The 14,010-nt window shown below is 39.3% G+C and carries 12 protein-coding genes, 2 pseudogenes and 1 riboswitch; of the genes and pseudogenes, 1 reads left to right on the top strand and 13 read right to left on the bottom strand.

Features of this window, described 5'->3' with window-relative positions:
* Positions 1–7: 7 nt before the first annotated feature.
* The 5 genes from FPK91_RS01395 to hinT form a co-directional block, all read right to left on the bottom strand.
* Positions 8–268, bottom strand: a complete 261-nt coding sequence (locus FPK91_RS01395; protein ID WP_144206966.1) for a YkoF family thiamine/hydroxymethylpyrimidine-binding protein — start codon at positions 266–268, stop codon at positions 8–10.
* A 163-nt stretch (positions 269–431) separates the two neighbouring features.
* Positions 432–2,618 (bottom strand): TonB-dependent receptor, encoded by a 2,187-nt coding sequence (locus tag FPK91_RS01390; RefSeq protein ID WP_144206964.1) that lies wholly within the window; start codon positions 2,616–2,618, stop codon positions 432–434.
* Positions 2,619–2,687: 69 nt separating this feature from the next.
* Positions 2,688–2,799, bottom strand: a riboswitch (TPP riboswitch).
* Between the two features lie 140 nt (positions 2,800–2,939).
* The gene (locus tag FPK91_RS01385) at positions 2,940–3,329 is read right to left on the bottom strand and encodes a YcfL family protein (RefSeq protein WP_144206962.1); all 390 of its coding nucleotides are present in this window, start codon (positions 3,327–3,329) and stop codon (positions 2,940–2,942) included.
* 143 nt (positions 3,330–3,472) lie between these two features.
* Entirely contained in the window at positions 3,473–4,504 is a 1,032-nt protein-coding gene (locus FPK91_RS01380) for a PaaI family thioesterase (RefSeq protein ID WP_144206960.1), read from the bottom strand.
* 10 nt (positions 4,505–4,514) lie between these two features.
* Positions 4,515–4,871: a purine nucleoside phosphoramidase gene (hinT, locus tag FPK91_RS01375; RefSeq protein ID WP_144206958.1), complete on the bottom strand. Its 357-nt coding sequence runs from the start codon at positions 4,869–4,871 to the stop codon at positions 4,515–4,517.
* 252 nt (positions 4,872–5,123) lie between these two features.
* On the opposite strand from hinT, the gene FPK91_RS01370 reads away from it, so the two are divergent.
* Positions 5,124–6,881 carry a M61 family metallopeptidase gene (locus FPK91_RS01370; protein ID WP_144206956.1) on the top strand — a complete coding sequence of 586 codons (1,758 nt, stop codon included), beginning with the start codon at positions 5,124–5,126 and terminating at the stop codon, positions 6,879–6,881.
* 109 nt (positions 6,882–6,990) lie between these two features.
* Here the strand turns inward: FPK91_RS01370 and FPK91_RS01365 are convergent, their stop codons facing one another.
* The 8 genes and pseudogenes from FPK91_RS01365 to FPK91_RS01335 form a co-directional block, all read right to left on the bottom strand.
* Positions 6,991–7,845 carry a CsgG/HfaB family protein gene (locus FPK91_RS01365; protein ID WP_405127332.1) on the bottom strand — a complete coding sequence of 285 codons (855 nt, stop codon included), beginning with the start codon at positions 7,843–7,845 and terminating at the stop codon, positions 6,991–6,993.
* Positions 7,845–8,249, bottom strand: a complete 405-nt coding sequence (locus FPK91_RS01360) for a curli assembly protein CsgF (RefSeq protein WP_144206954.1) — start codon at positions 8,247–8,249, stop codon at positions 7,845–7,847. Before FPK91_RS01360 ends, FPK91_RS01365 begins: the two co-directional genes overlap by 1 nt.
* Before the next feature lie 15 nt (positions 8,250–8,264).
* A complete protein-coding gene (locus FPK91_RS01355; RefSeq protein ID WP_227006655.1) occupies positions 8,265–8,864 on the bottom strand; it encodes a curli production assembly/transport protein CsgE in 600 nt (199 codons plus the stop codon).
* On the bottom strand, positions 8,861–9,493 hold the full coding sequence (locus FPK91_RS01350) for a LuxR C-terminal-related transcriptional regulator (RefSeq protein ID WP_144206952.1): 633 nt from the start codon (positions 9,491–9,493) through the stop codon (positions 8,861–8,863). The genes FPK91_RS01355 and FPK91_RS01350 overlap by 4 nt, the downstream gene beginning before the upstream one ends.
* A 144-nt stretch (positions 9,494–9,637) precedes the next feature.
* Positions 9,638–10,453, bottom strand: a pseudogene (locus FPK91_RS21240) (beta strand repeat-containing protein); the annotation flags it as partial.
* A gap of 573 nt (positions 10,454–11,026) precedes the next feature.
* Positions 11,027–11,227, bottom strand: a pseudogene (locus FPK91_RS21235) (curlin repeat-containing protein); the annotation flags it as partial.
* A gap of 44 nt (positions 11,228–11,271) precedes the next feature.
* Positions 11,272–11,811 (bottom strand): curlin, encoded by a 540-nt coding sequence (locus FPK91_RS01340; protein ID WP_144206948.1) that lies wholly within the window; start codon positions 11,809–11,811, stop codon positions 11,272–11,274.
* 288 nt (positions 11,812–12,099) lie between these two features.
* Entirely contained in the window at positions 12,100–13,917 is a 1,818-nt protein-coding gene (locus FPK91_RS01335) for a protein kinase domain-containing protein (RefSeq protein ID WP_144206946.1), read from the bottom strand.
* Positions 13,918–14,010: the final 93 nt, after the last annotated feature.

The raw sequence follows: 14,010 nt of genomic DNA, 5'->3' as shown, positions 1-14,010 counted from the left end.
TAAACAGTTATTCGGTGTGGCTTAAATCCAGCTCACCACCAATAAATTTACACACAAATACCGCTTTGCCCCACTTTTGATGAGCAGCTTCCATTTCAATGGCAAGCATAGACATCACATCTGCATACTCTCCGCATACTTGAGTCGCCATGGCATTGGTTTTTCTTTCAATATTTGAGTAACTGTCTACACGGCCAATAAACCACTTAATCGGGTCTAAATAGTTTTCATTGAACGGGTACATGCTGATTTCGGCAGTCAATTTCATGGAAATTCCTTAATCGAGGTAAAAATACTGCCACAGTTTATCAAAGTTTGAGATTAAAAAACTTATCAATCTTTTTTAAATCATGGCAGATTTTGATCGTTAAACATTGTTATTAATGATAAAAATATGACTACATAAATAACTTAACGCAGCATTTCTGCAACTACATAAACTTTACGTTTAACGTGATACCAAGTTGACGAGGATCACCATAACGAACATATTGCTTATCAGACCAATCTAAATCTGGCTCGTTTCCAAAAAAGAAGCCTCTCGTACCGTATTGCTCATCAAATAAGTTACGCCCCCACAAATACGCTGACCACATTTGAGTTTCATAACCTACTCGGGCATTAAATATAGTATAAGCATCTGATTTAGATTCGTTACTGTCAGAATAGTAGAAGTCACTTTTACCACTGGCATTTAGGTTAGTAAACCAACCTGAATCGCTGACGTAACTCATACCTGCGCTATAGGTAAACTTAGGAGCATGAGCTTGGTCACGACCACTTAAATCAACAATATTGCCGTATTTATCATTGTATTGATAATCGCCGTATGTCGCATCTAACCAACCTGCGCTGCCATAAAACTGAATGTTATCTGTTGCGTAGTATTTAAAATCGACTTCTGCACCAAAGTTTTCTGAACTACCGGCATTTTCGGTATAGAGAATAAATCGTTGTTGGTCTTCTGGATCTTGCTGTGATGCTGATACTTGTTGATCGCGTCTATCCATATAGAAAAAGGCGACGTTAGTATCTAACTGACCTTGCAGCCATGAAGATTTAAGCCCTAATTCGTAGTTATATAAAATTTCAGTATCAAATTCTTTTTTATCAGCTAGTTCTGGTGGTAGTGTCATATTAAAACCACCCGCCTTGTAGCCTCTAGCCACACGAAAATACGCATTGTGATCTTCATTTAATGCTTTAGATAAGGCTAAATGACCGCCCCACATACTTTCTGTTGGCGAGAACTCATCGCCATTTGAGTCAGAATACTCACTTTCGCGGCGCTCTAGACGAACGCCGGCAGAAAAGACATAGTCATTGCCAAACTGGGTATCTGTTTGAGCAAATATGGCATAGTTAGTCGCTTCGTATTCTGATTGTAATACTTCATCAGGCCAACCGTTGTACTCAGAATATAGATCATTGTCTTCTTGCAAGTTCATGCCATATAAACCAACAAGCCAATCAGTCGAGTCTGAAAATATTTTGCCCGCTTCATTTGAACTTATACGGAATTCTTGAGAAATAGTCTGGCGTTCGCCCTTTTTGTCCCAGGTGTAATCATAAACGCAAGGCTCTGTGCCAATAGCATTCCAATTGTCATCGTAAGCAGCACACTGCTTAGACGCCCAGTAATCAGGATTAGCCCAGTCGCCATCGTAGTTATGATGATGATCAGTATTGGCAAATGAAGTTAATGAAGTCAGCTCAAATTTGTCAAAACTGGTAAAAATAGCTTTTAAGCCTGCACCTGTGGTTTTTTGCGCATCGACACCTGGCGCATCAGTAATGGTTTCAAAACCATTATTATCTAACGTCCAAGCATCATAGCCATTATCAAAATTGGCGTGTAATAAAGTTAAATCAAATTGAACGTCATCAGAGGCATACCAACGCAATTTAGCCCGAGCAGTGAACTCGTCACGGGCATTAGTATCTTCACGTTCTAGGTAAGTATTATCGCGGTAACCGTTTTGAGAATGTTGCTCTAAAGAAACACGGTAAAGTAATTTACCTGAGTCGGTTAGCGGACCAGAACTAAAACCTGAGAAAGTTTGTAAATCATCATCACCCATCGACACTTGAGCGCCATGCTCAAATACATCGGTAGGATCATTACTTTTTAAATAGATAAGACCCGCTAAAGCATTGGCACCGTATTGAGTCCCTTGAGGACCTCTAAGCACTTCAACTTGTTGCATATCGTACATGCTAGACACCATGCCTATGCCTGATAAATCGATATCATCAACAATGAAACCAACAGAAGAGTTAGGTGCACCTTGATACTCTTCTTGCTCACCCACACCACGAATTTGGAAATACTTAGGACGAGAGCTACCACCGGACCAGTTGAAGTTGGCAATAGAGTTTAAGACATCTTCAAAATGTTGCGCCCCTTCATCTTGTAGTTGTTGGCTGTCGATGACGGTAACACTTGATGGCACTTTATCTAGCGCAATATTACTAAAGTCAGCGTTGACAACAATCACTTCCATTTTTTCAGCATTTGGCGCAACTCGCTCAATATTTTCAGTTTGAGCGACAACAGAAGTGGATAAAGCAGTAAGAATGGCAATCGCTAATGGCGATTTAGATTTGATAACAAACATAGGACCTCAAATAATAATTTTGAGATCCGGCAAGCATAGTGAATTATTGGTGTGCATCCATGACAATATTTTTAGCAATGCAGCCTATTCCTACGCCGGTATTAGCCGGATCAGGTTCTAAGGGTTCGTCTTTATAGACATCTCAGTTTATCGCAAACGATAAACACCCCTTGGCGACGCGGATTATAAACTATCAATCATTAGTGCGACAGCTTTACCGCGTACTTTTCATTAACTATTTAAGTACAAATTTATATCAGCTAGATTATTTAACTATTAGCTAGAAAGATCCTATAAACATTAAATACTAGAAAGTCAGCACTAATTGGAAAATGCTTTTCTAACATACACTTCAAAGCGGGTCGCATTTGCATTAGGGGCAACTGAAGCCACCTGTATTTGTTGCATCCCATGTAACTTTACTGATTTCCAACTATTGCCTTCATCTTCAATGGTAAAGCCGCCTACATCGTACCAGGTGAACTTGTATTGAAGCCTTAGATCTGTTGATACCTGACTTTTAATTAAGGCAGAGCCTTGCAACAAGTCTGACTGGGTCCGCACCTTTACTTGCTCCACGGCCACTTCTCGTGCGAATGAGTTGTTATCCACTCTCACTTCCCCCGTTGAACTGGCTGATACGCCAGCTGTGTGGTTCGCACATGCAGATAACATTAATGCCAGCGATACAATGACTACCGATAGTTTCATATGTTGTTCCTTATTGAACTTCAACATTAGTTGAACTTAAAATTAGTTTAACGTGAGAGAAGTACCAAAACCAGACTTCAGCTCATCAGTTTCGATGGCCATGATTCAATGATGGCAATATCAATTTTTACTGTTCAAGTCATTTACTGCTCAAGCAAAAAGTGCGCTCTTGCTGTCGCAATTAATTGCTTTCTGTTTTTCTGCCAACAGTTGATACTTACATTGGCAACGCGACGACCTTGTCTGGTGATTTTACATTCCGCAAACGTATCTTGATGTAGGCCTGCACGTAAATAATCAATTGAAAAATCAATTATTTTTGGCACTTTCTTAGCTTGCATAAATACCATTAACTGAACAATCGCTGACATTTCCATAAAACCAGCAATGACACCACCGTGAATAGCGGGCAAAATTGGATTACCAATATTGTCATCTTTTGCAGGAAGCTTAAACACCATTTCATCACCAAAGCGATCAACACTCATGCCGATAAACTGGGTGTAAGGTACTTTAGCTAATAGATAACTATAGTCATTTAAATCAATTGCACGCTTAACGACATCATGAACCTTTAAGTCATCAACTGACACTGTCGCATTTTCTAGCGTATTAGCTACTGGATGATTGAGCGCATTTTGTTTATTGGTTGGTGTTGATAGCGCTTTCCCATCTAGCTCGTCAGGGTTTCCCATTAAAGCTTGTCGAAATTCCTCACCCACCATTTCAGGGCTGATACGCATAAATGAACCAACAGCATGGGCAATAGGATCATCAATACTGTCTTGATAAGCAATCGCACGAGTAAAGGCAACATTTGACGATAAACGATAGCACTCAGCAAATGCATAAAGTGGCTTATTAGGCTCAGCAGGCTTCATATAATCGACTCGCAAATCTAATGTCGGCGATATTTCTAACGATTTATATTTCTCGAGAATGGCGCAAACCACCGATGTACCAGATGCGGTATCAATGATGGTCGTCACCACCCCACCATGGATAACACCGGTATCAGGATCGCCAATGATATCTTGGCTATAAGGTAATTCTAATAAAACATGGTGTTCACTGGCTTCCAATACGCTTATATTTAAACGTCCACAATGGGCAAGCTGATTAACAAATCGGCTAGCTACACCAGTTAACGGGAAAAAATCACTGTTTATTTTCATGCGAATATTATTAATCCAGACGACTTAGCATTGGTCCTAATGGCTTACCGCCAACCAGATGCATATGGATATGGTAAACCTCTTGTCCACCATGTTTATTACAATTCATAATCAAACGATAACCGTCTTCTGCAATACCGGCTTCTGAAGCAAGCTTGGCAGCAACGGTCATCATACGACCTAATGCTAATTCATCTGATGCTTTTATATCATTAGCAGTAGGAATGAGATGGTTAGGGATAATCAAAATGTGTGTTGGCGCTTGGGGAGTTATGTCACGAAACGCGGTAACAAGCTCATCTTGAAAAAGAATATCGGCAGGAATTTCTCGACGGATTATTTTACTGAAAATCGTTTCTTCAGCCATGATTGATCATCCTTTTATTTATTATAATCAGAATAGTGAAAATCAAATGGAAAGCTAAACTGATTATAACCAGCTAAGGTCTGTTTAACTATATAATACCCATTTGAGTGTTTGTCACCTTAGCAAAGCAAGTTTTACACTTTATCCTATTCGCTTTTTAGTTCTGTTTGCACAATCAAAGCGATTTTGGCAGCATGGTAGCACTTCTAGCTAGCATTTTTTTTGAAACACCCACTTACTTGGAATTTGTTCATGCATTATCACATCATTGCTATCGATCCTAAAGCGCATTTATTTGAAGTCACCCAAACTATTGAAACTGCATCAGCGCAACAGTCTTTATATTTACCCGCCTGGCTCCCTGGTAGTTACATGATCAGAGACTTCGCCCGTAATATTATCGAAATCAATGCTGTAGATGACAACAATCAAAAAATTGATGTTCTCCAGTTAGATAAACAGACTTGGCAATGTCAGAATCAAAGCGGTTTTATCAAGTTAACGTATCAAATTTATGCATGGGACCTGTCTGTTCGTTCAGCTCATTTAGATACCACTCATGGCTTTTTCAATGGTAGCAGCGTGTTTTTAGCAGCTAAAGGACTCGAATCAACAAAGCATAGCCTGACCATAGCTAAATCGAGTTTATCAGAACTGAAAGACTGGAAACTAGCCACCAGCATGCCGAGAACATCTGGTGAGCAATTCGGTTTTGGTGAATTTTATGCCAATAATTACGATGACTTTATTGATCACCCAGTTGAAATGGGAGATTTAACCATTGATAGCTTTGTAGCTTGCGGTGTGACTCACGATATTGTGCTGAGTGGTAAGCACCGAGCGTCAATGGCTAGGCTTTGCCAAGATTTAAAAGCCATTTGTGAATATCAAATCAATTTATTTGGCGGACCCGCTCCATTTGAGCGCTATGTATTTTTAACCACCGTATTAGGTAATGGTTTTGGCGGTTTAGAACATCGAGCATCAACTGCATTAATGTGCTCAAGAAAAGATTTACCCACTGACATGCATCATGAAGTGAATAGTGATTACCGCACTTATCTTTCTTTGTGTAGTCATGAATACTTTCACAGCTGGAACGTTAAACGTATTAAACCTGCTGAGTTTACTCCCTTTGATTTATCTCAAGAAGCCTATACCCAGCAACTATGGGCTTATGAAGGTATCACGTCCTATTTTGATGATTTTCTTACTTACCGAAGTGGTTGTGTTGATAAAAAGCAATATCTCACTATGCTTAGCGAAACCATGACCCGCGTATATCGCTCACAAGGCCGCTTTAAGCAAACATTAAAATCATCGAGTTTTAATGCGTGGACCAAATTCTATAAACAAGACGAAAATGCCAATAATGCTATTGTCAGTTATTACACTAAAGGTGCTCTATTCGCGCTATATCTAGACTTGACCATACGTTTAGAAACCCAAGGAACACAGAGCTTAGATAATGTAATGCAAGCACTATGGCTACAATACGGTAAACCAGGTATTGGCACCGAAATAGACAGTCACCAAAAGATTGTAGAAACAATCCTTAATCGTAATTGTGACGAATTATTTAGTTATCTTGATAATACTAACGATATTCCTTTAACACCGCTGCTGACTAGTGTTGGTATTGGCATGGAAATTAAAGCAAGTTCAGGCACGAGTGATGTCGGCGGAACAGAAACCAAAGGGAATAGCATTGCCTTTGGCGCTAAAACAAAACCTGAGAGCTTAGGTTTAAAAATAATGACTGTGGTTAATGGTAGTCCAGCACATCAAGCAGGTTTGAGCGCGGGAGATTTATTAATCTCAGCAAATCATTTACAAGTGGATAATCTATTTGAAAAGCAGCTACAAACTTTTCCTGTAGGTGAGGTATTACAATTACATTGGTTTAGACGTGATGAACTTATGCAGGGTGTTTTTGTTATTACTGCAGCGGTTGCAGATACCATTAATTTAACCATCGTCGATGAGGAAAAGCTTACCGCTTGGTTATAATCTTCGGTTAAAAATGAGTTGCATTGAAGATAGTTTAAAATCTGATTTAAAAACTCAAAAAAAAAGGTGCCTAAGGCACCTTTTTTATTATTGAAGCTAAACCGAATAACTAACCACGTTTAATTCTGGCACTAACTTGAGCGTCATTATGCGCTTCTAACCAATATTTCTGTAATGTGGTATTTTGTAAACCTGTAGTTGCGTCGCCCAACTTCCAAGCACCTTTCCAAATACCATCGGCAATCAAATGCACAACTGCACTTTCAATCGCAGAAACAACACATAAACTCACAGGTTCATTTGAGGTGTAACCGACTTCAGCTTCTAATAAATCTTGCGCATCAATAAACTTGAATACACCAGCGGTAATTTCTTTTGAAACAATAGCTTTAGTCGTCGTAACACTGCTCAATAAACGGCCTGTACGAATATCAACAGCACGTAAATTAACAGTAATGCTATCAACACGATATTGACCAGATGCTCCGATACCTAAGTAACGAGCTCCAGCTCCGCCAGTTTTAATATTGGTATCGTATGCAACAATACCGCCTTCCATTAATACTTGAGCACTGTTTAACTGCGGCAGTTTACTCGCATCGCCTTTTAATCCAGCGCGTAAAATCTTACGCTCTGTTAATAAGTTCTGCAGCCCTTCACGTTCAACGGGGATAAACCAAGCTGAATCATTCAGTGATTGCGCTAAAAATGCGGTGCCTGATTGTGGTACTGCAGTTGAAAAGTTACTTGATGGAATCGGCTTATATTGACCCGTTTGATCTCTAAAATCATAAACGGCTGCAATCATTGCCCCTTGTGGAAACGGTAAGCTAGTAAGATCGTAATAGGTCTCACCTTTTGGCATTAGACTTGAGGTGACATCAATATCTTCAAATTGGTCATCGACAGATGAACAAGCTGATAGCGATAATACAAATAAACTCACAATTAATTTTTGCATCATTAGCCTCCTGTACCGTCATCAACAATGCCACCAACTTCAATAATGGTCGTTTCGCCTGTTAGCACATCAGTAATATGTACAATCAATGCGCCATCTTCATTAACTACGTTGATTTCAAAATCATCGGTTTTTAAATAACCTTCACCGCCGTTTGCTGCATCATTAAATAGTTGGCTCATCAGTCTCGATTGCAATGAACTTGAGAGGCGCTCTAGGGCCGTTGGTGCAACATAACCTGAGCCTCCACCATCATGATCATTCTGCGCGGATGCGTTAGCGAGTAAATATGAACCGTTTAAATAACTGCCACCGAAAGCTGGGTTTACTGGTTGATAAACCAGTTGAGTTGCAAAGCAATCAACTGAGAATATTAGTAAAATTGAGGTAAACAATATTTTTTTCATTTTGGCGTTCCCTGCTTATATTTCGTCAGGAGCAAGATCTGGATCAAACAGCGCACCCAAGATTGCTTGTTCATTTTTCTTAATAACCGCTGCATTTACACGCTTTGCAGCATAATTGACTTGATCATCCATATTTCTACTAATAGGCGATATAAAAGTAACAAAAATGGTTTTTCGATTTTGTTGAATTAATATCTTACTGCCACTTCTTGCTGTTGCTTGTTCAACGACGGTGAGACCTGAATGCTTGCTATTGCCACCAATATCTCTATATGCACCAACAAACTGACGGTAAAATCGATGACCAAGTCGCGTCATTGCTCTATTTAAAATAAGACCATCAATAAGATCTTTTTCGTTTTTAGGAATCGCATCGCTAATATCTAATGGCTTTAACGCTGGTGCCTTTTGAATATTCTTATCAGTTGCTGACGTTGCTGGCTCTTTCGCATTATCTAGCTTATCAACTTGAGACTGATCAATTGGCGCTTCATTCTTAGAATTAGATTGTTTGATAGGAACTTCAGTGACCGATGTTTCAGCCGCTATCTGACTTTCAGCAAATACAGTACTTGGAAATAGTAATAAAAAAAACATCACTATGATGTTTTTCATACTCTTACCTCATGCATATGAGTTTGTGCCCATGCAATAGCTTGGCCTCGACTTGATACACCAATTTTTCTAAAGGCACGATATAAATGTGTTTTAATGGTGCTTTCACTAACGAATAGCTGATTAGCAATATCTAAGTTAGTGCTGCCTGTGAGTAAGGCTTGCAATACTTCTCTTTCGCGGATAGTTAAATGCTCGCTATCATCGTCAGTATCATCATTAGTAATCGATTTATGTAAATCAATTGGAATGATACTTCTACCTTTTAGTATTTCATTAAAACCGCTGCTGATTTCAGCAAGATCCGCATCAGTATAAAATGCACCCGATGTGGTTGCAGGATGAATTAAAAACTTGGCATCAACCTGTTTTGGAAAATTAATGAATACTGTTTTAACAGCATAATGCTCTCGTTCAATTAATCTTTGTAACTGATACGCTTGTTGCAAATCGATGGTTGCTAAATCAAACACAACTAAAGATGTTTGTTGAGTCGCGAGTAGTGAACTCATTGTTGCAGGGGTTGCTTTGGCTAACTTGACTAAAAACTCTTGAGGCCAACGGCAATCAAGCAAATCAACGAGTAATTGAGAACGAGAAACGATCATCCAATTGATAACTTTAAACATCACTTACACTCCATGTGAATGAATAAAAAAGGTGATTAAAAAATCTGATACGGTACCTGTATCATTAAAGCCAGATTAGCAAGCTAATCTGGCTGATACAATTAGCCAAAAGGGTGTTTATTCACCCTTAATTAGACTTTTGTACTACATACCTTGAGTTACCATTGCATTGTTACTTGAACCAGTTTGATTAATAATTGCTGAGTTACCAGAATCAAACTGCGTAATTGTCGCAACATTCATTGAACCACCAAGAACAAAGATTTCACCGTAATGACCACTGCCATCTTGAGTAATATTCAAGTCATTAGTATCGCCAGTCCAAGACTCTGCTAGTGCTACGTTGTTTAACCCTGTTTGCATGATATCAACAGTTGAAAATGAATCAGCAGAATCTGCATAAGCAAGGTTGCCTGTACCATTTTGATCAATTGTTACAGTGTTATCATTTCCGAATGTACCAGCACCAATATCTGCACCATAATAGTTATTTGCATTAGGATGATTACCAACTACGTTACCAGTACCTGTTTGAGTAATAGTCACAGTACTTCCAGCACCTAAATCAGTAGCTGCACCTGCGATGTTAGCTGTACCAGTTTGAGTAACCATAATTGTGTTACCAAAGCTATCACCACCTTGATCTGTCACAGCAACGTTTGAATCACCATCTTGTACAACTGTAGCAAAATCACCACTACCGGATTGCATAACATCAGCTGTATTACCAGTACCTGCACCAGAACCACTTTGAGTCACTGTTGCAGTATTGTTTTCATTGCTTTGTGTCACTGATGCCATTTGATCAAAGTCAGACTGAGTTACTGTCGCTGTTTGATTGAAATCTGACTGCATAACAGTTGCTTGACCGTTTTCGCCAGTTTGATTTACTGTTGCCCAACCACTATTACCTGTTTGGTCAACATCAGCCATATTATTGAGATTAGACTGTGTAACGTAGGCTTCATTAGCATTACCTGTTTGCATCACATTTGCATCGTTAGATAATCCAGTTTGCCCCACATTACCAATGTTACCATCACCAAATTGATTAACTATCGCGACGGTATCATCAGTTCCTGCAGCGTAAGCGAAGTTTTGAGTGTCTTGAGTGACCAATGAACTGTTACCTATGCCATCTTGGGTAATTGATGCAGAAGCAGCATCAGATGATTCTTGACCAATTTTGGCAAAGTTACCTGGTCCACCAGCTTGCGTGATAGTTGCATCTGCATTATCTGACCAATGGTTATCAATTACAGCGGTATCGCCAGAACCATTTTGAGTAATAGTCGAATTAGCTGAATCACCATCATCTTGCAAGATATTTGCGTTGTTATCATCACCATTTTGTGTAACAAGCGCTGCAGCGCCAGCACCATTATTGAACTGCTGTTCAACAAATGCTACGTTACCGTCACCAGTAGTATCGATAATACCTGTCGCTGATTGAGTCGCGTCATGCTGAAGTACAGTACCAGTGTTGCCATCACCTGTTTGAGTGATTGAACCCATTGTTTCAGACGTATCAGCCTGCTTTACTGTTGCAATGTTTGTATCACCAGATTGTGTTACAAAAGCATCATTCAAATCACTATTTAGAATTTGCTCAACAACCGCGGTGTTTCCATTACCTGATTGATCAACTGTAGCTTCATTGTCAGAACTTGCATAAGCACTGCTAGATGCAAAAATTGCTGCCGAAACTAATATTGCTAATTTTGAATGTTTCATTATCGTATTTCCCTTTACTATTTATGATTAATTAATTTTTGAGCTTAATTACTGCAACACCTTTGAGTAATTTCAACATGTTGTGAATTTCCCCATTGAAGTACACCTACAGCATTCCCAGATCCGTACTGCTGAATCCCAATCGAATTTTCGTAACCACTCTGATGTATTAAAGCTACATTTCCAGTTCCTGTTTGCATCACATCTAAAAATAAATTCTCACCGTGCTGCACAGAGACAACCGTATTTCCAAACCCTACTTGTAAAATCTCAGTTTCAATATTCACACCCGACTGTTTAAATCCAGCAAAGTGCTTAGAGCCTTGCTGATTAACATCAATTGAATTATATGAACCGAATTGATTAGAGCTAAATACGTTGTCCATACCAGATTGATTTAAGTTTAATGAGTTATCATTGCCATCTTGTAAAACTCGAGTAACATTTGCCCCGATAGCAAGTTCGTCAAAATCACTTAAATCTGACTGACTGAAACTAGGAAAAGAAGCTAGACAGATAACAAGAGCAAGCATCCCTGCTGTTGTGTTTAAGCGATGTAATATTTTACGCTTGAATAAGTCCATGCTTCCTGCCCTTAACAAAGTAAATGAATAAGTCCATTCACATTTCCAGTAAGTTCAGTATTGATCGTTATTTAATGTTATGAATCCTCCCCGAGTATTAAAGGAACTTAGACCAATAGGCTAAAAAAAAAGTCCCCCCCCACTTTAGTACTAGAAAAGTCACTGTTACTAAACTTGATAATGCATTGATTTAATTGATATTGACTAAATAAGGAGGTTTTATTGGTCTATAATGAAAGATTGGGGGGTAAGTCTTGTTAAATAAATAACAGGTTTCAGCGTTGTTTATTATCTAAACAGCAAATACATTGACCAAAGCAATAATACTGCACTAATACTTTGCCAAAATTTAACAGGATTACGTTGAATAAACGGAATGGATGTTTTCGAAGAGGTTGAAGCGGGAGTGGTTAACGCATGCAAGAATTCACTGCTATCAGCAAAACGTAAAGCGGGTTCTATAGATAATGCTTTTTCTAATGCTTTATCCATCCACTCAGGCACCATAGGATTGGTTGCATAAACAGGAATATAAACCAGTTTTTCAAAATCTTTTCGGCTTAAGCATTTACCTAATTGGCCTTTAAAAGGTTGATCACCGGCCAACATCTCATAAGCAATAACAGCAAACGAGAATAAATCAGCACGGCCATCAGATTGATAGCCCAGTATGACTTCAGGTGCGGTATAATCTGCTGTGCCGAGTATTTTATCCCGCTTAAGTGGCGTGCTTATCTCTGCAATGCCTTTAATAAAGCAGGCACCAAAATCAATGATTTTAACAATCCCCTCACGAGTAATGAAAATATTGTCTGGTTTTAAATCTTGATGCAGAGTTTCTTTGCGATGAAAAGCGCGAATACCTGCTTCAACTTGTTTTAAAAGCTGCAATACATCTTCAACGGGGCCGCGCTTATGTTGCACCATCCAATCAGCTAAGCTCAAACCCTGTAAATAATCAGTTAGATAATACAGCGCTGACTTAGGCACATGATGATCGACAACTTTTACCACATGAATACTGTTTATTCTGTGCCCTATCCAGCTTTCAAGCATAAAACGTTCAATATAAGCCCCGTCATCAATATAGTTTACTGATGGTGTTTTCATGCAACGTTCAATACCTTGCTTGTCTTTTACCACATAAACCTGGCTTCGCTGACTTTGATGAATAATCCCAGTGACTTCATAGCCATCTAGCTTCATTCCCACTGATAATGGCGGCGGAAAAGGTCGACTGGCGAGTTTATGATAAACGTCGTCAATCGCTTGAGTTGGCAGCTGTGCTATTGAAATTAATTGCGCACTGAGGTTATCTTGACTATCTAACTGATAGGCTTTATCGACGAGTTTTTGGCAAAAGGCTTCACATAATTCATCAGTAATTTCAGCATGGCTTTGTTGTAGATGAATCAGCATTTTCGACAATTCATGATCGGTCACCACATCATGAATGCCATCAGTTGTGAGTAAATACATATCAGCTAAAGCAAGGTTAACCTGCTTATAATCAACCTCTAAATTCACATCCATGCCAATAGCGCGGGTAAGATAACTGGAAAATTGATTAACTGAAGTACTGTGGTCACGACTTACCTTCATTAATTCACCATCGCGAAAACGATAAATTCGTGAGTCGCCAACATGCAGCATATGCGCCGAGCAAGACTTGAACACCAGCGCACTAAAAGTGCACACATAGCCTTTTCTGGCATCGCGATAATCCTGCCCTAAACCATATAACCAGCGATTTAACGCGGTAAGTACGCGGGTACTGGATGTTTGAACGCTCCAAGACTCTGGGGTTGAATAGTAATCAGCGATAAAGTTACTCACACTGATGGCAGAGGCTTTTGCCCCCCCTTCAGCTGCGCTAACCCCATCGCTGATGACACTCACTATTCCCTTGGTAGTTAACATTAACCCTGAAGGAATTTTAATGCCTATGGCATCTTCATTATCTGCTTTTCTGCCTTTATCAGACACTTGCCCAGCCTTTACCGCCAACACGCCTGAAATAGGCAGTTGATCCTGCTTTTGAGTATCCTCAAGCTCAGTGGGCTTAAGCTTAGAACTAGACTTAGAGCTAAAGTTAGATTCAGACACTGACTCAACCTTTTTAATAGACGACAACACCGCTAAATTGATTAGCGGTGTTTTCAGGGTTAATAACAATAGCGTTTATCATTATTTATATTA

Source organism: Shewanella donghaensis (assembly GCF_007567505.1).
GTDB classification, from domain to species: domain Bacteria; phylum Pseudomonadota; class Gammaproteobacteria; order Enterobacterales; family Shewanellaceae; genus Shewanella; species Shewanella donghaensis.
The sequence above is the reverse complement of the archived record's forward strand: the minus strand, read 5'-3'. Positions and strand labels throughout refer to the sequence as shown.

What these genes read in the sequence shown, in the direction of transcription:
- FPK91_RS01395 (WP_144206966.1), bottom strand. Translation starts at nt 268, where the DNA reads ATGAAATTGACTGCCGAAATCAGCATGTACCCGTTCAATGAAAACTAT.
- FPK91_RS01390 (WP_144206964.1), bottom strand. Translation starts at nt 2,618, where the DNA reads ATGTTTGTTATCAAATCTAAATCGCCATTAGCGATTGCCATTCTTACT.
- FPK91_RS01385 (WP_144206962.1), bottom strand. Translation starts at nt 3,329, where the DNA reads ATGAAACTATCGGTAGTCATTGTATCGCTGGCATTAATGTTATCTGCA.
- FPK91_RS01380 (WP_144206960.1), bottom strand. Translation starts at nt 4,504, where the DNA reads ATGAAAATAAACAGTGATTTTTTCCCGTTAACTGGTGTAGCTAGCCGA.
- hinT (WP_144206958.1), bottom strand. Translation starts at nt 4,871, where the DNA reads ATGGCTGAAGAAACGATTTTCAGTAAAATAATCCGTCGAGAAATTCCT.
- FPK91_RS01370 (WP_144206956.1), top strand. Translation starts at nt 5,124, where the DNA reads ATGCATTATCACATCATTGCTATCGATCCTAAAGCGCATTTATTTGAA.
- FPK91_RS01365 (WP_405127332.1), bottom strand. Translation starts at nt 7,845, where the DNA reads ATGATGCAAAAATTAATTGTGAGTTTATTTGTATTATCGCTATCAGCT.
- FPK91_RS01360 (WP_144206954.1), bottom strand. Translation starts at nt 8,249, where the DNA reads ATGAAAAAAATATTGTTTACCTCAATTTTACTAATATTCTCAGTTGAT.
- FPK91_RS01355 (WP_227006655.1), bottom strand. Translation starts at nt 8,864, where the DNA reads ATGAAAAACATCATAGTGATGTTTTTTTTATTACTATTTCCAAGTACT.
- FPK91_RS01350 (WP_144206952.1), bottom strand. Translation starts at nt 9,493, where the DNA reads ATGTTTAAAGTTATCAATTGGATGATCGTTTCTCGTTCTCAATTACTC.
- FPK91_RS01340 (WP_144206948.1), bottom strand. Translation starts at nt 11,811, where the DNA reads ATGGACTTATTCAAGCGTAAAATATTACATCGCTTAAACACAACAGCA.